A 17,981-nucleotide genomic window follows, 5' to 3' on the forward strand; every position below is an offset into this window, starting at 1 on the left:
TTATTCGGTTTTTGAGGTATCACTAGTATTATCAATAACCGTTACGGCCATTCCAGTATAAGCACCTGCTATAGGTTTTGAAACGAGTTGTGTGCCGTTTTGCAAACCTTTTACAACCACCGTATTATTATTAAAATGAACAGGGTTGATATCAACCAAATCTAAAATGGTATCTCTTACGATAAATACAGCTTTATTTTCAACCAATAATTTTCTATCTATTTCATAGGCATTGGTTTCTTCCTTTGCGGGAACATTGGCTTCTAGATACATACCTTCTCTCAATCCTTCTCCTCTTACTTCAATAAATATCTGAATGGTTTGAGATGTCTGATCTATTCTACTATTTATGCGTGATACTTTACCTGTCCATGATTTTGTTTTTTCAAGGTTATGCAGTTGTACGGTTTTACCAACTTTTAAGATATTGGCAAACTCCGCATTGACGGATAGACCAAGTTCATAAACGCTAGTATCAATAAATTCACCCATTTTTTGACCTGAACGCACCAAGGTACCATCTGTTACTAAGGCTTCGGTTAAAACACCATTAAATGGTGCTTTTATATAATATTTTGCCAAGCGCGCTTCCTGATTTTTAATATTATAATACGTTGTATAAATATTCTTACCGGTAATAAAATATTTTTCTTTATCAGAAGTTGATTCTGGTAAAGCAGCTACTGATTTGTTGATATTAAAATTTGATAGATAGTTGTTCCATGTATCAAAAGAGTCAGGATAATCTAGACGGATGTCTGGCATAATAGAAGCAATGAGATTTTGTAAAGAACTTCTTTGAGACTGAATGGAGGCATAGAATTCTCTATTATCTATTTTCAAAAGTGTTTGCCCTTTTCTATAAGACACACCGGCTCTGAAATCTTTACCTGTAGGCCTTAAAACACCTTGCACTTCTGAATAGAGTTCTACTTTGTTTTTGGCAATCAAGTTACCATTAGCGGTTATAGTGATAGGTACCGCAGCATTTTGTACCGACTGTACAAATACTGCTTTCTGAACTTTGTTAATACGCTGAACCGGAGGTTTCTTACTATTTTTAAAATAATTTGACAATAAAAAAGCTCCTAATAAAATGGCAGCAGCTCCGGCTACAATAAGATATTTTCTCATAGTTGATTTATAGTGTTACTTCTTTTGAAATAAGATTTGATTGTATTTTTTTTAAAATTTTTATCATGCGCTTCTTTTCATCCGTTGTTATATTCTTTTCCATTGTTTCAACAAAATCCTCAATGATAGGTCTGGTTCTAGAAAAAACTTCTTTACCTAATAAGGTGGAATACACATGATTAATGCGTTTGTCTTCTAAGCTTTGTTTTCTAATTATGTACCCTTTTTTTTCCATTTTAACTAGTAGTCGTGTTAAAGTAGATTTATCGCGGAGTGTTAAAAATGCCAGTTCACTTTGAGGAAGCCCATCAGTGTTATGCAATTTTTTTAGAACCACCATTTGTTCTTTGGTGAGATTAAATCCCTTTGAACGCATAGCTTCTTGAACATGGTAATCAACCATTTTCATAGTTTTACCTAACCATGGCGCTATCGTATCATCTAAGTCTTTTTTCTGGGAACATGACTTCACGAGTGCAAAAATATGGTGAAATCCAAGTTTGTTGTATATGCAACTAATTAAAGTTTTGTTAAAAAAATACTTATAGTATCTTTGGTTTAAGATATAAAACAAAAAAGTGTCATTTCGAGTAATTCCGTCCCAATAATAGTTGGGGTTGGGGTTGTATCGAGAAAAAGAATTTTTTATTCATACTTGTAATAAATGAAACTAGACATACTTGCCATTGGTGCGCACCCAGATGATGTAGAACTGAGTTGCGCGGCCACCATAGCCAAGGAAATTTCACTTGGAAAAAACGTCGGCATTCTTGACCTTACAAGGGGAGAGTTAGGAACGCGTGGCTCTGCTGAAATTAGAGACCAAGAAGCTGCAAATGCTGCCAAGATTTTGGGCGTTGCTATACGAGAAAATCTTGCATTTGCTGATGGTTTTTTTAGAAATGACAAAGCACATCAATTAGAGGTCATTAAAATGATACGTAAATATCAACCAGAGATTGTACTATGTAACGCGATTGATGATCGTCATATTGATCATGGTAAAGGAAGTAAATTGGTAAGCGATGCTTGTTTTCTATCTGGCCTGCGTCGTATTGAAACTGAATTAAATGATGAAAAACAAGTACACTGGCGCCCCAAACAAGTATATCATTATATTCAATGGAAAAACCTAGAGCCAGATTTTGTAGTGGATGTTTCTGGATTCATAAATAAGAAAATGGAAGCAGTGAAAGCTTACAGTTCGCAGTTTTACGACCCTACAAGTAAAGAACCAAGTTCACCTATTTCTAGTAAAAACTTTTTAGATAGCATTAAATACAGGGCACGAGATCTGGGCCGTTTAATAGGTGTGGATTATGCTGAAGGTTTTACGGCAGAGCGCTATGTAGCGGTAGGAAGTTTGGGGACATTGGTTTAACCTGTCATCCTCGCGAATGCGGGGATCCATAAATCTGGATTCCGGATCAATCCCGATAGCTATCGGGACGGAATGACAAGGTCAGGTTATTCTGCGTGAATTTTTGTTGGCAACTCAAACAACTCTAAATCAAAATATTTAACAGCTGCTAACAAATGGTCAAAAATATCAGCCATAATATATTCATAGTTTTCCCAGCGCTTATCTGCGCTAAAGGCATAAATTTCTATGGGTACTCCTTGTGTAGTAGGCGCTAACTGACGTACCATGATCATCATTTCTTTGTTAATGGCAGAATGATTGTTAATATAAGCCTCGGCATATTTTCTGAAAACACCAATATTAGTTAGGTTTCTACCATTTAATAGCAATGCTTTGTCAATATTATTTTCTGAATTGTAGGTTTTAATTTTTCCCTGACGTGTTTCTAAGTAGTTTGAAATTAGTTGAATGCCCTTAAGTTTATCAACTTCTGACTCAGTCAAATATTTAATACTATCCATTTTAAGATTAAGTGACCTTTTGATTCTACGTCCTTGCGAATTTGTCATACCGCGCCAATTCTTAAAGGAGTCAGAAATCAATGCATAGGTTGGTATGGTAGTAATAGTTTTATCAAAATTCTGTACCTTAACAGTGGCTAATGTTATTTCAATAACATCTCCATCAGCGCCATACTTTTCAAAAGTGATCCAATCGCCAATGCGCACCATATCATTAATAGACACCTGTATACTGGCAACAAAACCTAAAATGGTATCTCTAAACACTAGAATAATAATAGCCGAAGCAGCTCCTAATGCCGTAAAGAAACTCCAAATAGGTTGCCCGGTGATGATAGCAAATGCTAATATAAACCCTGCCATCCAGGCAAAGATCATAAAGACCTGTATATAACTGGCAATGGGTTTATCTTTTAAATTGGGTAGGGTTTTCAGATAATCTTTAATTGAATGTAGCACGCTTCTTACAATCCAAAGTGTTAATACAATACCAAAAACCTCAAGCCCTTTTTCTATGATATTTTCCCAATAGGGAAAATCTTTGAAAATGACAGGAACAAATTCTAAGGCTAATATTAAAGGGATAATATGTGCTACATTCCTTGGGGCTTTATTAGTGATTAAGATATCGTCAAAATTGGTTTTAGAACGTTTAGCTATTCTTGAAGAAACAGCTCTTAAAATACGTCTCACAACATAATCTATAAGAAATATGATGATGAATGCTACCAATAAAAGTGCTAGCATATTTAGATACTTAGCAGTTGTCTCGTTAACACCTGCTTTGAGTAAAAGGTCATATATAAAATGGGTAATCTTATTCATAAGGGGTTTACTTTGCTACAAAAGTAGTTATTCAATATGTTTTGATTGCAATTTCACTTAAACTTAAAAATTCTGTAACGTTTTTTAAAAAGCAAAGTTTACCTTTATGAATCGACAAATCAACAGTACTAAAATTGGACAAATTATCTGATAGTTCTTTAATGCTCCAGGTCAGTACAGGGCATATAGAAAAACTGGGATTGCTTTACGAACGGCACAAAAAAAGATTATTTGGTTTTTATTACCAGATGAATAAAAATGCCTCTTTGAGTGAAGATCTTGTACAAAGTGTGTTTGAACGTATGCTGAAATACAAACACACCTTTACTGAAGAAAGTAATTTTATTTCATGGATGTTTCAAATAGCCAGAAATATTAATTATGATCATTTTAGAAAGAACAAAAAAAGTCGATTCAATGAGGATGTTAATGCGCTATCTGACAAGTTGGAAGATGGTCATGATATTAATGAACAAATTGTAAATGAGGAGGACGCTTCTAATTTACAGTTAGCATTAAACAAATTACCCCAGGATAAAAAGGAAATACTGTTGTTAAGTAGATTTCAGGAATTAAAATATAGTGAAATAGGCTCCATTTTAGGTTGCAGTGAAGGCGCTGCCAGAACAAAAGCACATAGGGCGCTCAATGATTTAAGAACTATTTTTTTAGAATTAGATAAACAATAATACTATGGATCATCAAGAATTTGAAAATTTAAAAACGGATTACATCCTTGGTAAATTAGGTGATGAAAAGGAAGTTGTATTTGAGCAATACCTTACCAAGCATCCTAAATTAATTGAAGAAATAGATGAGTTGAAATTATTATTGGCATTTGATTCAGTGGATATTCCTGCGGATACCGAAGAGCGCATGGATGATAAATTCTATACCTTTTTAAACAAGGAGAAATCCAATGCTATACATGAGAAAATTTCTCTTTTAGATACATTAAAGTCTTGGTTTTCTCTAAAAAGTGTACCAGGCAAGTTGGTGTATGGTTTAGCCATCCTTACGCTGGGTTTATTTTTAGGAAGGCAATTTGATAGTACAGTTGAGCAACCTTTAAAGAATATTGAATATGCAACCGCTGAGACAGAAGAAGTGCGATCGCAGTTGGTGTTGGAGCTTATTGAGCAACCATCTGCTAACAAACGATTAAGAGCCGTTAATGAAGCAAGCAAATTAAATGACGCTACAGAACAGGTGATCAAAGCCTTATTTATTACACTCAATAATGATGAAAATGTGAATGTTCGCCTGGCGGCGATAGAGTCATTAATGCGTTATTCAGACAAGCCCATGGTACGACAAGGTCTAATCAAATCAATTAGTAATCAAGATTCACCTTTGGTACAAGTAGCCTTAGCTGATGTGATGGTTTCCTTACAGGATAAAAATGCTTTAGATCCATTAAAGGAGTTGATACAACAACCCAATTTAAATGAAGCAGTAAAAGAAAAAGTAAATAAATCTATTAAAGAAATTATTTAAAAAAAATAAAAAGATGAAAACACTAATACATATATTATTTACTTTCTTGTTTCCAATAGCTCTGGTGGCACAAGAGTTTAAGGAAACAATTCAGAAAGAAGTGCAATTTAAAACACAGTCAGATGAAAATTTGTTAGTGGTAGATAATGTGTTCGGCTCTATTGAAGTTGAAGGCTATAATGGAAATACCATTAAGATAGAAGCGAATAAATCTATCAATGCCTATAATAAAAGGGCATTGGAACAAGGCAAAAAGGAAGTTGACCTTGCCATAGCAGAAGTAGATAATTATATTTACGTCTATTTAAACACCCCTTATACACGTTTTCATAAAGAAACAGGACGCTACAACCATCATGAGAATAATTCTAGGCGCAATTATTCATATACATTAGACTTTAAAATAAAAGTACCATATAATACGAATATTGAATTAAAGGCAGTAAATAACGGTTCTGTAAAGGTGAATAATGTTCATGCTAGTGATATTATAGTCAATAATATCAACGGACCGATTACTTTAGAAAACATTTCAGGAAAAACACATGCGAATGCATTGAATAGAGATATTAATATTTCTTACAAGACAAAACCTGTAGATGGCTCTACTTTTAAATCTCTCAACGGAAATATAAATATCACCATTAAAGAGAAACTAAATGCTGATGTTTCCTTTAAAACATTGAATGGAGGATTTTATACAAATCTTTCCACTTCAAACATGAAACCTCTTACTTCTGTTGACAAGCATAAAAAAGAAAGAGGCGTAAAGTATAAGTTAAATGCCAAGCAACGCTTTAAAATTGGTAGCGGAGGAACAAAGCTAAGCTTTGATTTGTTAAACGGTGATGCCACCATTAAAATGTAGGTTATGAAGAATTATAAAATTTGGTTACACATATTTTTTATACTAGTATTTGTTTTTTCGGGACTCTTTATTCAGGCACAACAAGAAGAAGTAGTTGTTCCTTTGAGTAACCCCGGAGCAAAAGGAAAACTGAAAATGAATTTATTGAATGGTTCCATCAGCGTTATCAGTCATAACAATAAAGATGTAATAGTGAAGGCAAATACAAGGAACTCAGGTAAGAACTCTAATGTTACAACCAAGAATGGCCTCAGAAGAATTAATGCCAATGCCGTTCGATTTTCAGTTGAAGAGTTGGATAATCAGGTATATGTAAAGTCTAAGAATATCAATACCGTTACAGATTTTGAAATATTAGTACCTAAGAACTTTAGTTTAAGGTTAAATGTAACGAACAATGGTCATATTTATGTGGAAGGCATCAATGGAGAAATGGAAGTCAGTAATACCAATGGCAAGATTGATATGAAAAATGTTAGTGGTTCTGTAATTGCAGATGCATTGAATAGAAACATTGTCATCACATTTGATGAGATTTTTAAAAATGAATCAATGGCGTTCAGCAGTTTAAACGGAAATATAGATGTAACATTTCCAAATAGTTTGGCGGCCGATGTAAAAGCCAAGACAGACAATGGTGCTATTTATACAGATTTTGAACTAAAGATCATTGATAAAAAGGCCGATGTACAAAAGACTAGAAAATCTAATGTCTATAAAGTGAACGTTGATAAATGGACCTACGGCACAATTAATGGGGGAGGCCCTGAGTTCTTGTTCAAAACCTTAAATGGAGACGTTATTATTCGTAAAAGGTGACGAATAATAACTACAAAACAATGGCAAAGAAAACTGTTATTTGTTTGGTTTTAGTTTTTAGTTTTTTTTCATGTAAGAATGGTCAAACAGATCATGCTTTACTTAATGAAATTAAAACTATTGAGAACGGACTTTTACCACCTGTTCATATTCTAGGAGAAGAGCCTGAGGTTTATAGCCTACTAGATCGAATGAAACACTATGGGGTTCACGGGGTTAGCATTTCAGTGGTTCATAATGGCAATATTAAATGGTCAAAAGGCTATGGCATTTCAAATATAAAGAATGGAGTAAAGGTGAATTCTGAGACCATGTTTCAGGCTGCTTCAATAAGTAAACCGTTGACAGCAATAGCCGTTTTGAAATTGATGGAGGAAGGAAAAGTAGATATCGATAAAGATGTGAACTCTTATTTAAAAGAATGGAAAGTTCCAATCAATAAATTTACTGAGGTTAAAAGTGTCACCACCAGAAAATTACTTACACATACTGCAGGAACTACGGTTTCAGGATTTCCGGGATATAAACAAACGGATTCATTTCCTTCTATAATAGATGTATTAAACGGTAAAGGGAACACGCCTGAAATAGAAGTAAACACGATACCAGGAAGTATTTGGAGGTATTCCGGTGGAGGGTATACAATAGTGCAGAAGCTAGTAGAAGATATTAGTGGAGTACCTTTTGACCTGTATATGTCAATGAATGTTTTGCATCCATTGAAAATGAATAATAGCACATTTGAGCAACCATTAAACTCAAAATATCATAGTAAGGCAAGTGCAGCTTATAATAGTCAAGGCAGCTTGATAAAAGGTTTTTGGCACAATTATCCCGAAAAGGCAGCTGCTGGTTTATGGACTACTCCAACAGATTTAGCTAAGTACTGTATACAGATTCAAGAAATATTAGCAAATGGTAAGAATAAAATTTTATCTAAAGAATCTGCGGAAAAGATGCTAATCAAGCATAAAAATGGTTGGGGACTTGGACCAGCATTACAATGGGAAAGGGATTCTTTAATTTTTAGACATGGGGGAAGAAATGCAGGTTTTACAAGTGAGTTAATTTCATTTGCTAATAAAGGTGATGCTATAGTTATAATGACTAATTCTGATAATGGAGGTAATTTAATTGAGGAGATTCTACGTTCCGTTTCTAAATACTATAAATGGGGAGTTAAGTATCAAAAAGTAATAAAAAAAGCAACCGAACCATCTAGTGATAATCTTGGAGAATTAGTTGGAAAATATAAGCTGGATGCTCATATGAACGGGATTGAAAATATAGTAATTGAAGTTTCCATTGAAAAAAGCAAACTTAAAATTGTTGATACGTTTACTGATAATATTTTTGATTTAATACAAACAGATGAACTTAAATTTGTTGACTTAAAGGATGGACATGAACTCACTTTTGAATTTCATGAAGGTAAAGAAAATGTTTTATGGGTGAACTCTACCAAGTTTTTAAAAATTGAGGAATAAATACTATTTGAGATAAGTATTTACCTAACCCACTACTGTTTGGAAGTAGCAATATTTTTATTTTTTATTTGCCAACATTTGTAAATAGATTATATTTGCATCCGCAATTCAAATGGTGGTTGTAGCTCATCCCGATAGCTATCGGGAGGTTAGAGCATTAACAACTTAAAATGGTGGTTGTAGCTCAGCTGGTTAGAGCGCTAGATTGTGGTTCTAGAGGTCGCCGGTTCGAAACCGGTCTTCCACCCAAAACCCAACCTTAACAGTTGGGTTTTTTTATTGTGATAACTTTACCTTTTAATTTTCAATTATTTAAATAAATTTGCAGGCGTTTATAAGAAAATCAAGATTATGAAGAATTATATTTTTGGAGTCACATTATTACTAACTGTTATAGCCGTTTCGGCACAAGATCAAAAAGACACATCACTAGATAAACAAGTGATGCGTCAGGCATTAGCGTATGGCGACAATTCTATTGCAGCCAACAGTATTTATAATATTATTGCAAAAGAAGGAGTAAATAGTAGCTATAAAGATAGTCTCGCCTATTTGTATTTTAATGGGCGACGTTTTTCATCGTGTTTTATGGTATGCTCTGATATCTTAAGTAGAAATAGTGCTAAACAAGATATTTTAGAGATGCAAGCAGTGTCATTAGAAAGCTTAGGCGTATTAGACAAGGCTGCTCAATCTTATGCTAAATTAGTGGTGAAATCAAATAATAATTACCACGCATATAAATTAGCAAACATTTACTATACGCTGAAGAAAGATAAGGAAGCATTAAATGCTATCAAAAAAGCTGAATCTTTAACAGACAGTGGTAAGATCAAAATTACAACACCTATAAATAAAAACCTGAATCAGCAGGTATCTTTAAAATCGGCCATTGCTAATTTAAAAGGATTAATCCAGTTTAATATGGATGATTTGGAAGCTGCGAAAGCTAGTTTTCAGCAGGCCATCACGTTGGAACCTGAGTTCAAATTGGCGATTGATAATTTAGAAGCTGCTAAACAAGGAAAAAAGGCAGAAGAGAATAAAGGATAACCTACTATCAAAAATGGATCCTGAATCAAGTTCAGGATGACAGACCTGAAAAATTTATAAAGAAAAACCGAAGCAACTCCTTCGGTTTTTTTATACTAATAACTTTTCTTTTAAATACTTAGCGGTATACGATTCTTTTGAATTGATCAATTCTTCCGGAGTGCCTTCAAATAAAAGAGAACCACCATATTTACCTCCTTCTTTTCCTAAATCTATAATATAGTCTGCACATTTAATAAGGTCAATATTATGTTCAATGACAATAATAGAATGCCCTTTATCTAATAAAGCATTGAAAGAAGCCAATAATTTTTTAATATCGTGAAAGTGCAATCCTGTGGTAGGTTCATCAAAAATAAATAGAGTTTTATCTTTTGTAGATCCTTTTACAAGGAAAGAAGCCAGTTTAATGCGCTGCGCTTCACCACCCGAAAGAGTAGAGGAGGATTGCCCTAGCTGCACATAGCCCAGCCCAACATCTTGAAGAGGTTGAAGCCTATTAACAATTTTCTTTTGTTCGTTTTCTTTAAAAAATGCGATAGCTTCGTCAATTGTCAAACGTAATACATCATCAATAGATTTTGTCTCAAATTTTACTTCTAAGATTTCTTTCTTAAAACGTTTACCTCCACAAGTTTCGCAAGTAAGATGTACATCTGCCATAAACTGCATTCCTATAACTACTTTTCCATCACCTTTACAGGTTTCACAGCGCCCTCCATCTACATTAAATGAAAAGTGTTTGGCTTTATACCCTCTTAACTTCGCTAACTTTTGTATTGTGAATAATGCTCTAATATCATCATAGGCTTTGATGTAGGTTACCGGATTTGATCTACTAGACCTTCCTATGGGGTTTTGATCAACAAATTCAATGTTGCTAATTGCAGAGATTTCGCCGTTTAACTCAGTAAATTGCCCTGGTTTATTTCCATAATTGAATAACTTTTTCTGTAGGGCAGGATATAATATTTCTCTTATTAATGTACTCTTGCCACTTCCGGATACACCGGTAACAACGGTTAAGGTGTTTAATGGGAATTTTACATCAATATTTTTCAAGTTATGCTCACGGGCCCCTTTTATTTCTATGAATTTTTTAGAAGCTTTCCGTTTTTTGGGCACTTCAATTTGTAAACTCTCATTTAAGTAACCAGCGGTTAATGTTTTCTTTTTTAAGATATCCTTAAAATTACCTTCAGCAACAAGCTCACCGCCAAAAGTACCTGCTTCAGGACCTATATCAATAATATGATCAGCGGCTTTCATAATATCTTCATCATGTTCAACTACAATCACTGTATTTCCTAAATCACGTAAGCCTTTAAGAACTTTTATGAGTCGTTCCGTGTCTCTGGAGTGCAAACCTATACTTGGTTCGTCTAAAATATACATAGAGCCTACAAGACTACTGCCTAGTGAGGTGGCCAGATTGATACGTTGACTTTCGCCCCCTGATAAAGTATTGGAAGCCCTATTCAAGGTCAAATAGCTCAGACCAACGTCCATTAAGAATTGTAGTCTACTATTGATTTCTTTTAGTAATCGTTTAGCAATCTTTAAATCATGTTCAGAAAGTTGCAACTTTTGAAAAAACTCTGAAACTTCATTGATAGGTAATTCAATTAAATCAGTAATGGTTTTACCACCAATTTTTACGTAGTTAACTTCTTCACGCAATCGTTTGCCATGACATGTGGTACATTTTGTTTTGCCACGATAACGAGAAAGCATCACACGATATTGAATTTTATACGTTTTTTCTTCTAGATGTTTAAAGAAGGTATGCAATCCGTGAAAATAGTCATTGCCTTCCCAAAGCAATTGTTTTTGCTCTTCGGTAAGCTCATAATAAGGTTTATGAATTGGAAAATTAAACTTAAAAGCATTATCCACCAATGCATCTTTATATTCTGCAAACGATTCTGATTTCCATGGCACTACAGCATTATCATAGATCGATAACGATGTATTTGGAATCACCAGGTCTTGGTCTATACCTATAATATTACCATAACCTTCACAAGAAGGGCATGCGCCATAAGGATTGTTAAAACTGAATAGATGCACATTAGGTTCTAAAAAGGTCATCCCATCCAGTTCAAATCTACTATTGAATATTTTTTGTTGGTTATCAGATAAACTTTCAATAATACATTCTCCTTTACCTTCAAAAAAAGCCGTTTGAACAGAATCTGCTATTCGGTTAAAGAAATCTTCATCTTTTTTTACAACGATTCTGTCAACTACTAAAAAGAGTTTATCCTTTTTATTTACCGCGTAATCGTCAATCCTGAGAACATCATCATTTACTTTAATCCTTGAATAGCCTTGTTGAGCTAGCAACTCCAGAACTTTATCTAGTTTACGGCCATTATCTAATACAATAGGAGCTAACAATAACAGTTTGGCACCTTGCTCAAAAGATTTTATATGCTCTATAACATCTGTAACCTGATGTTTTTTGATTTCATGACCAGAAATAGGAGAGTAGGTTCTGCCAATACGTGCATACAATAACTTTAGATAATCATAAATCTCGGTTGATGTTCCAACAGTAGAGCGAGGATTGGTACTATTAACTTTTTGTTCAATCGCAATGGCTGGTGCAATTCCTTTAATATATTCTACTTTGGGCTTATTCAATTTTCCTAAAAACTGACGCGCATATGATGAAAGACTTTCTACATATCTTCGTTGCCCTTCTGCATACAAAGTATCAAAGGCTAGACTTGATTTTCCAGAGCCAGATAAGCCGGTTATAACTACTAATTTGTTTCTAGGAATGGCGACGTTTATGCTTTTTAGGTTGTGCAATGCCGCTCCTTTTATAATAATATACTCTTTTGGATCTAAGTTGTCTATCTTCACGGAAGCCCTTTAAAATATGAATAAATGCAAAGATACTTACTTAATTTCTGAAAAAAAATTAAGGGTTAAATAAAATTTTTTTGAAAAAAACTTGTTTAATTAAAAAGTTTGGTTTTATATTTGCATCGGTCATCTCATAGTGGCTAAAAACAAAAAGGAACTAGTTTCCCCTCTTAAATTTAAAATTTTCGCTTATAGTATAGTTCTACTTTTATAATTAACAAAGAAGTCTCATAGCTTCGTTATAAAAAAAAGGGAATTATGCAAATCAATCAATTAAACGACAGTGTTTTAGTTAGTAACTACATTGCTGGAAGTGAGCGTTCATTAGAAATTTTAATCAACCGTCACAAACAACGAATTTACAGCTTTATTTATTCTAAAGTTCTTGATAGAGATATCTCTGAAGATATTTTTCAAGATACTTTCATCAAAGTAATTAATACGCTTAAGCGTGGTAGTTACAATGAAGAAGGTAAGTTTTTACCTTGGGTGATGCGTATAGCGCACAACTTGGTAATTGATCATTTTAGAAAAGATAACAGAATGCCTTCATTCAAGAATACTGAGGAGTTTGATATTTTTTCAGTACTAAGTGATTCATCTTTAAATGTTGAAAAGTCAATGATCAAAGAGCAAATCCATATGGATGTTCGTAATCTTGTAGATGAATTACCTGAAGATCAAAAAGAAGTATTAATGATGCGTATTTACAGAGATATGAGTTTTAAAGAGATCTCTGAGCAGACAGGTGTTAGTATTAATACTGCACTGGGTAGAATGCGTTATGCATTAATTAATTTGAGAAAGGTTATTGAGAAGAATAAAATAATTTTAACAAATTAACAATAAAGTAAGTTTTTCCACGTTCTTTATACATTAACCCCCAACAAATAAAGAATTTTTATGGAAAAATTTTACTCTGAAGAGTTGCTCAATGAGGAACTCGCCCCTAAAAAAGAAACGGTTTCATTTTTACTTAACTACTCTAAGTCATTTACAGTAGTTAAGAGTAAAAAAAGAAAACCAATTATGTTACATTTGAATTAGTTAAGAAAGGCTCCTGATTTATTCAGGAGCCTTTCTTATTTTTATAATACTCTTCAATCACACTTTTCCTCCCAACTGTCTTTGTAATAATATCGTCTTCCAAATTCCAGCCCCTTGCTGGAGAATATGCACGACCATAATAGATAATTTGAAGATGCAATATATTCCAGGTTTCTTTAGGAAAGAGACGTTTTGCATCCTTTTCTGTTTGTACAACATTCTTACCATTACTTAGATTCCAGCGATACATTAATCGATGAATATGAGTATCTACAGGAAAAGAAGGTACTCCAAATGCCTGACTCATTACTACAGATGCCGTTTTATGACCAACAGCTGGTAATTCTTCCAAAGCATCAATATCCGCAGGAACCTTTCCATTATATTTTTCTATCAAAATTTTTGAAAGCCCATAAATACCTTTTGATTTCATAGGTGATAAGCCCACAGGTTTTATGATTTCCCTAATCTCATCTACACTTAGTTTTACCATATCATATGGATTATCAGCTCTTGCAAATAACAATGGGGTAATGGTATTTACCCTTGCATCTGTACTTTGAGCAGATAGCAGTACAGATATCAATAAAGTATATGGGTCTTTGTGATCTAAAGGAATAGGTGGATTAGGAAATAATTCATTTAACGTTTTTATAATGAAATCTACACGTTCTCTTTTTGTCATAAGTTAGTACCTTAGCGAAGCTAAAAATACAAATAATGACAACATTAAAAATAGGAGATAGAGCACCTGATTTTGCAGTAAGCGATAACTCCAGAGTAACCAGAAAATTAGAGGATTATAAAGGTAAAAAACTAGTTTTATTTTTTTACCCTAAAGCAAATACTGAAGGTTGTACCAAAGAAGCGTGCAATCTACGTGATAATTATCAAAGATTTCAATCGCAAGGATATGAGTTGCTGGGTGTCAGCGCTGATACGGCCAGAAAGCAACAAAATTGGATTAACAAACACGATTTCCCTTTTCCATTATTAGCAGATGTGGATAAAGAAGTAATTGAAGCCTATGGTGTTTGGGGACCTAAAAAGTTTATGGGTAGAGAGTTTGACGGTATTCACCGCACAACATTTGTAATTGATGAAAATGGTGTGATTGAAGATATCATTTTAAAAGTTAAAACTAAGGAACATACGTCTCAAATTTTGAGCGAATAAAAAAGAGGCTGTCTGAAAGGTAAATTTTAATGTCATATTGAGCCTGTCGAAATATCTAACATGTTGATAATTAAGATTCTTCGACAGGCTCAGAATGACAAATTTTATTTTTTTGGCTTTTCAGATAGCCTTTTTTTTATCTTATCGTTTCCCAACCAATCTTCTTCTAGAGAATCCAAAGAGTCGATGATCTTTAATAATGTCAGCTACACCATCGGGTAACATATCTTCCCAACCTTCTTCACCTTCTGAGATCATTTGCAATGCTTTTCTAGAAAAAATATCTAAAATATCAGGGTTAAAGTCTTCAATATCAAGCATTTTACCATTGTACTTAAAGAATTTGTACAATTCTTTCATGCGAGGGTGTACTTTGAGGTTTTCACTGGTAATAAACTCACCACTTTCTTGATCTTTTAATGGATATAGGTACACTTTTAAGTCTTTAAAGAACAATTTACCAAAGGCCTCTAAAATGCCTCCACTTAAATGTCTATAGTATTTTTCATCAAATATTTGTACCAAGTTATAAACACCCATGGCCAGTGCCATACGTTCTTTTGTAAATTCAGAGAAGTACTCAACTATTTTATAATACTCCTGAAAGTTAGTGATCATGACTGTTTGCCCTAAAGAACACAACAACTCGGCACGATCTAAGAAATCACGCTCGTTTATTTTTCCTTCAGCTCTTAAATTAGCCAATGTAATTTCAAAAATAACTTGTGATTTATCTTTATTAACCGTTTTTTCAGCTAGAAACATTTTATGAGCCTTTTCAAACATATCCATGTTCACCTTTGTTACAGGTCTGAAACTACCACGCAGCGCAAGTATATTCTTCTTATATAACTCCTGAGCCGGTAAAAGGTTATTTCCATCAGGTCCAAACATTACAGCATTGGTCATTTCATTTTTTACCAATTGCAAACTCATCAATCGGTTATCTACATACATAAATCTTGGTCCTGAGAAATTAATCATGTCAATCTCTATGGTATCTTTATCTATATGATCATAAAATGATTTTAGTAAATCTTTTGGTCTGTCATACATGTAAAAAGCTCCGTAAATAAGATTTACGCCTAGTGTTCCTAGCGTTTCTTGTTGTAGACGCGCTTCGGTTTGTTTAAAACGAATATGCAGTACTATTTCATTATAATCTTCAAGAGGATCTAACTGAAATTTAATACCTACCCAGCCATGTCCCTTAAATTTCTTTGCAAAATCAATTGTGGCAACTGTATTTGCGTAGGTGAAAAATAACTTTTCAGGATGCTTATCTCTACTCAATCGATCTTCCATTAATTCAATCTCATGAGAAAGCATCCGCTTTAAGCGTGTTTCTGTTACATAGCGTCTGTCTTCTTCAATTCCATAAATAGCATCTGAGAAATCTTTGTCATAAGCAGACATCGCTTTAGCTATAGTACCCGAAGCTCCACCAGAACGAAAGAAATTACGTGCGGTTTCCTGACCTGCACCAATCTCAGCAAAGGTTCCATAAATATTATCATTAAGATTTATTCTGAGTGCTTTTCGTTTAATGGAGGGGATATTCTCTATTTCTTTATCTCCCTTGAGGGTAACAGACATTTTATAGCTTTTTGATTATTACAAATGTACTAACATTACTGACTTTTATTAAATTTTTTAACGTTATTTTTGACGAAATGTTTGCAATGAAAGTCACTTTTCTAGGTACCGGAACCTCACAAGGAATTCCTGTTATTGGTAGTGATCATCCAGTATGTCTATCGGATGACCTCAGAGATAAGCGGCTAAGAAGCTCTATTATGCTTGAATGGGATGCTTATAGGTTTATTGTTGATTGCGGCCCAGATTTCAGGCAACAAATGTTGCGTGAGAGGGTAACTGAGATCAATGGAATACTCTTTACACATGAACATGCTGACCATACTGCAGGTTTAGATGATATACGTCAATTTGCTTATAGAATGGGAGATGTTCCTTTGTTTGTTCCTGAACGTATGACAGATAATCTGCAACAGCGTTTTTTCTATATTTTCACAAAGGTAAATCGGTATCCAGGCGCGCCCAGGGCTGACATTCAAATTGTATATAACAAGCCATTTTTTTTAGGAGATAAAACAATAATACCTGTTGAGTATATGCATGGAAAGATCCCTATTTTTGGATACAGAGTAGAGAATTTAGCATATTTAACCGATTTTAAATCTATTGAAAATGACGAAAAAGAAAAATTGGAAGGTTTAGACGTGATGATACTAAGTGCATTACGTATTCAGTCGCACCCAACACATTTAAATTTAGAAGAAGCACTTGCATTTATTGAAGAAATACAACCTAAAGTGGCTTATCTTACACATATAAGTCATTTATTGGGTTTTCATGCCCAAGTAGAGAGAAGTCTTCCTAAAAATGTTCATCTGGCATACGATGGGCTTCAAATAAACGTTTAATACTACTTTTAATTATTTTATGATAAGATTTATAAAAAATATACTGTTAGCCTGTCTTGTTCTTTTCGCATTAAGTCTGACTGCTCAGGAACAGGAACAAGATTCTGTTAAGAGGCAGACCATTTGGCAAATGATGAAGTATGATGGCGTTACTGCCTTTGGAGGTTTTAAACATGCATTCACCAGACCTTTACATTGGCAAGGTGATGATTTTTTAACATTGGGAGGCATTGCTTTAGGAACTTATATTCTATATACTTTTGATGAAGAAAGTTCTGAATATTTTATAAATCAAGAGGAAGATGCCCCGCAAATATTGCAAGAATTTGGTTGGTATTTTGGTGCGCCTCAAAATAGTTATATGCTTACAGCCGGTATTTATGGGCTGGGACTCTTAACTAGAAATGAAAAAATACGACATACTGGTGTATTGATTGTTACTTCGGCAACAGTGGCCGGACTCATACAATCTATTAGTAAAACTGTTGTGGGTAGGGCAAGACCTACGGCTCTTGAAGGTAGGGGTTCATTTGAGCCATTTAGTAATGAAGGAGCCTATCATTCATTTCCTAGTGGACATACCATTTTGTCATTCACTATGGCACATGCCATTGCACGGCAGTTTGACAGTTGGTGGGTTAAAGCCCCTATTTATGCAGTAGGTATGATTTCGCCTGTTTCCAGATTATGGGAAGGATCACATTGGTTAACAGATGTGGCCTTAAGTATGGCTATTAGCGTAGTGGTTGTTAATAGCGTAGATAATTATCTAAAGGATAATAATAAATACCAGATCAAAAAGAAAAATAAAATCTCTTGGCGATTAAATGTAGGTGCAAACAGAATAGGATTGGTAGGAACTTTTTAGAATTT

18 protein-coding genes and 1 tRNA gene are annotated in these 17,981 nt (G+C 34.0%); 13 read left to right on the plus strand and 6 right to left on the minus strand.

Annotated features, from left to right (window positions below):
• A complete protein-coding gene (locus AC1EU5_RS09015) occupies positions 1-1,134 on the minus strand; it encodes an efflux RND transporter periplasmic adaptor subunit (protein ID WP_480192051.1) in 1,134 nt (377 codons plus the stop codon).
• Positions 1,135-1,141: 7 nt separating this feature from the next.
• The gene (locus AC1EU5_RS09020) at positions 1,142-1,606 is read right to left on the minus strand and encodes a MarR family winged helix-turn-helix transcriptional regulator (RefSeq protein WP_480192052.1); all 465 of its coding nucleotides are present in this window, start codon (positions 1,604-1,606) and stop codon (positions 1,142-1,144) included.
• A 192-nt stretch (positions 1,607-1,798) separates the two neighbouring features.
• On the opposite strand from AC1EU5_RS09020, the gene bshB1 reads away from it, so the two are divergent.
• On the plus strand, positions 1,799-2,515 hold the full coding sequence (gene bshB1 / locus AC1EU5_RS09025; protein WP_480192053.1) for a bacillithiol biosynthesis deacetylase BshB1: 717 nt from the start codon (positions 1,799-1,801) through the stop codon (positions 2,513-2,515).
• Positions 2,516-2,601: 86 nt separating this feature from the next.
• Here bshB1 and AC1EU5_RS09030 read toward each other — a convergent pair whose 3' ends face one another.
• Positions 2,602-3,843, minus strand: coding sequence for a mechanosensitive ion channel family protein (locus AC1EU5_RS09030; protein WP_480192054.1), 1,242 nt, complete (start codon positions 3,841-3,843; stop codon positions 2,602-2,604).
• A 134-nt stretch (positions 3,844-3,977) separates the two neighbouring features.
• On the opposite strand from AC1EU5_RS09030, the gene AC1EU5_RS09035 reads away from it, so the two are divergent.
• From AC1EU5_RS09035 to AC1EU5_RS09065, 7 genes are all read left to right on the plus strand, one after another.
• A complete protein-coding gene (locus AC1EU5_RS09035) occupies positions 3,978-4,532 on the plus strand; it encodes an RNA polymerase sigma factor (protein ID WP_480192055.1) in 555 nt (184 codons plus the stop codon).
• A 4-nt stretch (positions 4,533-4,536) separates the two neighbouring features.
• Complete coding sequence (locus AC1EU5_RS09040) at positions 4,537-5,340, plus strand: hypothetical protein (RefSeq protein WP_480192056.1); 804 nt, start codon at positions 4,537-4,539, stop codon at positions 5,338-5,340.
• A 13-nt stretch (positions 5,341-5,353) separates the two neighbouring features.
• The gene (locus tag AC1EU5_RS09045; protein ID WP_480192057.1) at positions 5,354-6,208 is read left to right on the plus strand and encodes a DUF4097 family beta strand repeat-containing protein; all 855 of its coding nucleotides are present in this window, start codon (positions 5,354-5,356) and stop codon (positions 6,206-6,208) included.
• A 3-nt stretch (positions 6,209-6,211) separates the two neighbouring features.
• Positions 6,212-7,027, plus strand: coding sequence for a DUF4097 family beta strand repeat-containing protein (locus AC1EU5_RS09050; protein ID WP_480192058.1), 816 nt, complete (start codon positions 6,212-6,214; stop codon positions 7,025-7,027).
• 20 nt (positions 7,028-7,047) lie between these two features.
• A complete protein-coding gene (locus AC1EU5_RS09055; protein WP_480192059.1) occupies positions 7,048-8,514 on the plus strand; it encodes a serine hydrolase domain-containing protein in 1,467 nt (488 codons plus the stop codon).
• A 172-nt stretch (positions 8,515-8,686) separates the two neighbouring features.
• A tRNA-His gene (locus AC1EU5_RS09060) sits at positions 8,687-8,762 on the plus strand.
• Positions 8,763-8,865: 103 nt separating this feature from the next.
• On the plus strand, positions 8,866-9,567 hold the full coding sequence (locus AC1EU5_RS09065) for a hypothetical protein (protein ID WP_480192060.1): 702 nt from the start codon (positions 8,866-8,868) through the stop codon (positions 9,565-9,567).
• 90 nt (positions 9,568-9,657) lie between these two features.
• On the opposite strand, the gene uvrA is transcribed toward AC1EU5_RS09065, so the two are convergent.
• Positions 9,658-12,438 carry an excinuclease ABC subunit UvrA gene (gene uvrA / locus AC1EU5_RS09070; protein ID WP_480192061.1) on the minus strand — a complete coding sequence of 927 codons (2,781 nt, stop codon included), beginning with the start codon at positions 12,436-12,438 and terminating at the stop codon, positions 9,658-9,660.
• 261 nt (positions 12,439-12,699) lie between these two features.
• Between uvrA and AC1EU5_RS09075 the strand changes: the two genes are divergently transcribed.
• The gene (locus tag AC1EU5_RS09075; RefSeq protein ID WP_480192062.1) at positions 12,700-13,284 is read left to right on the plus strand and encodes an RNA polymerase sigma factor; all 585 of its coding nucleotides are present in this window, start codon (positions 12,700-12,702) and stop codon (positions 13,282-13,284) included.
• 60 nt (positions 13,285-13,344) lie between these two features.
• Positions 13,345-13,488 carry a hypothetical protein gene (locus AC1EU5_RS09080; protein WP_480192063.1) on the plus strand — a complete coding sequence of 48 codons (144 nt, stop codon included), beginning with the start codon at positions 13,345-13,347 and terminating at the stop codon, positions 13,486-13,488.
• A 22-nt stretch (positions 13,489-13,510) separates the two neighbouring features.
• On the opposite strand, the gene AC1EU5_RS09085 is transcribed toward AC1EU5_RS09080, so the two are convergent.
• Entirely contained in the window at positions 13,511-14,173 is a 663-nt protein-coding gene (locus AC1EU5_RS09085; protein WP_480192064.1) for an endonuclease III domain-containing protein, read from the minus strand.
• A 35-nt stretch (positions 14,174-14,208) separates the two neighbouring features.
• Here AC1EU5_RS09085 and bcp point away from each other — a divergent pair, with 35 nt between their 5' ends.
• A complete protein-coding gene (bcp, locus tag AC1EU5_RS09090) occupies positions 14,209-14,664 on the plus strand; it encodes a thioredoxin-dependent thiol peroxidase (protein WP_480192065.1) in 456 nt (151 codons plus the stop codon).
• Positions 14,665-14,805: 141 nt separating this feature from the next.
• Here bcp and AC1EU5_RS09095 read toward each other — a convergent pair whose 3' ends face one another.
• Positions 14,806-16,260, minus strand: coding sequence for a TonB-dependent receptor (locus AC1EU5_RS09095; RefSeq protein ID WP_480192066.1), 1,455 nt, complete (start codon positions 16,258-16,260; stop codon positions 14,806-14,808).
• Between the two features lie 86 nt (positions 16,261-16,346).
• Here AC1EU5_RS09095 and AC1EU5_RS09100 point away from each other — a divergent pair, with 86 nt between their 5' ends.
• Together AC1EU5_RS09100 and AC1EU5_RS09105 are read left to right on the plus strand one after the other, a co-directional pair.
• The gene (locus tag AC1EU5_RS09100; RefSeq protein ID WP_480192067.1) at positions 16,347-17,108 is read left to right on the plus strand and encodes an MBL fold metallo-hydrolase; all 762 of its coding nucleotides are present in this window, start codon (positions 16,347-16,349) and stop codon (positions 17,106-17,108) included.
• 19 nt (positions 17,109-17,127) lie between these two features.
• Entirely contained in the window at positions 17,128-17,976 is an 849-nt protein-coding gene (locus tag AC1EU5_RS09105; RefSeq protein WP_480192068.1) for a phosphatase PAP2 family protein, read from the plus strand.
• Positions 17,977-17,981: the final 5 nt, after the last annotated feature.

It is taken from the genome of Maritimimonas sp. 2405UD52-3 (assembly GCF_056591715.1).

Excerpts from the sequence above, each read along its gene's own strand:
- AC1EU5_RS09065 (WP_480192060.1), top strand. The coding sequence starts at position 8,866 with ATGAAGAATTATATTTTTGGAGTCACATTATTACTAACTGTTATAGCC.
- AC1EU5_RS09100 (WP_480192067.1), top strand. The coding sequence starts at position 16,347 with ATGAAAGTCACTTTTCTAGGTACCGGAACCTCACAAGGAATTCCTGTT.
- AC1EU5_RS09030 (WP_480192054.1), bottom strand. The coding sequence starts at position 3,843 with ATGAATAAGATTACCCATTTTATATATGACCTTTTACTCAAAGCAGGT.
- AC1EU5_RS09085 (WP_480192064.1), bottom strand. The coding sequence starts at position 14,173 with ATGACAAAAAGAGAACGTGTAGATTTCATTATAAAAACGTTAAATGAA.
- bcp (WP_480192065.1), top strand. The coding sequence starts at position 14,209 with ATGACAACATTAAAAATAGGAGATAGAGCACCTGATTTTGCAGTAAGC.
- AC1EU5_RS09095 (WP_480192066.1), bottom strand. The coding sequence starts at position 16,260 with ATGTCTGTTACCCTCAAGGGAGATAAAGAAATAGAGAATATCCCCTCC.
- bshB1 (WP_480192053.1), top strand. The coding sequence starts at position 1,799 with ATGAAACTAGACATACTTGCCATTGGTGCGCACCCAGATGATGTAGAA.
- AC1EU5_RS09055 (WP_480192059.1), top strand. The coding sequence starts at position 7,048 with ATGGCAAAGAAAACTGTTATTTGTTTGGTTTTAGTTTTTAGTTTTTTT.
- AC1EU5_RS09080 (WP_480192063.1), top strand. The coding sequence starts at position 13,345 with ATGGAAAAATTTTACTCTGAAGAGTTGCTCAATGAGGAACTCGCCCCT.
- AC1EU5_RS09045 (WP_480192057.1), top strand. The coding sequence starts at position 5,354 with ATGAAAACACTAATACATATATTATTTACTTTCTTGTTTCCAATAGCT.
- AC1EU5_RS09050 (WP_480192058.1), top strand. The coding sequence starts at position 6,212 with ATGAAGAATTATAAAATTTGGTTACACATATTTTTTATACTAGTATTT.
- AC1EU5_RS09105 (WP_480192068.1), top strand. The coding sequence starts at position 17,128 with ATGATAAGATTTATAAAAAATATACTGTTAGCCTGTCTTGTTCTTTTC.
- AC1EU5_RS09015 (WP_480192051.1), bottom strand. The coding sequence starts at position 1,134 with ATGAGAAAATATCTTATTGTAGCCGGAGCTGCTGCCATTTTATTAGGA.
- AC1EU5_RS09075 (WP_480192062.1), top strand. The coding sequence starts at position 12,700 with ATGCAAATCAATCAATTAAACGACAGTGTTTTAGTTAGTAACTACATT.
- AC1EU5_RS09040 (WP_480192056.1), top strand. The coding sequence starts at position 4,537 with ATGGATCATCAAGAATTTGAAAATTTAAAAACGGATTACATCCTTGGT.